Source organism: Zavarzinella formosa DSM 19928 (assembly GCF_000255705.1).
Lineage (GTDB): Bacteria > Planctomycetota > Planctomycetia > Gemmatales > Gemmataceae > Zavarzinella > Zavarzinella formosa.
On sequence record NZ_AIAB01000578.1, the window covers coordinates 1 to 630 of the forward strand.

The following is a 630-nucleotide window of genomic DNA, read 5'->3' on the forward strand; positions in this document are numbered from 1 at the left end:
GAACCACCGGTCGTAATCGTCGGGCGCGGTGTCCGGGCTCGGCGGGGGCGTTTTGGGCGGGGAAATCGTCAGCCACCCGGGGCCGATGCCCATGTGAATCGGCTGCAGAACTTTCCCGACCTCCGACCCGTCGCGGTCGAGGGCCTTGGCCAGGAGGGGGACCCGCGCAGGGCCGATCATGCCGTCCAAGGTCGCCTTGAGTTCCTCGGAGTGGTGCTCCATCGCCTTGTGGCAGAGTTTGATCAGCTCCCCGTGCGCGTCGGCCAGCGTGTCCTGGAAGGGCTTGAGAAAATCGTCGCTCTTGACCGGCGTCCGCAGGGTCTCTTTCTTTTCCTCCCCCCGGCCCTCTTGGTTCAGTCTCGGGTCGTCGCGATCCACCAAACTCACCAAGCCGGCCGGCTCGCGCTGAATGCGGTTCAGCAACAACTGCCATTCTTCCCAGCAGTGGATCGCGGCCACCAGCCAGCGGCGGAGCCGCGGCGCCACCGGTTTGACCTCCGCTTCGTCATCGGGGCGGCACATCAGGGGGAACCGGCCGACGTCTTGGACGTGGGTCACGAACCCCCTGTAGCGGCGGTCCAATTCGTGGACCGCCGGGCCCCACGCCGGGACCGCCGGCTCCGCCGCGGC

At 67.9% G+C, this 630-nt stretch carries 1 protein-coding gene; it reads right to left on the bottom strand.

Annotation, left to right across the window (positions count from 1 at the left end; translation table 11 throughout):
• Positions 1-582, bottom strand: a 582-nt coding sequence (locus BGIM_RS48005) for a hypothetical protein (RefSeq protein ID WP_157368536.1), incomplete at its 3' end; no start/stop codon positions are given.
• Between the last annotated feature and the right edge of the window lie 48 nt (positions 583-630).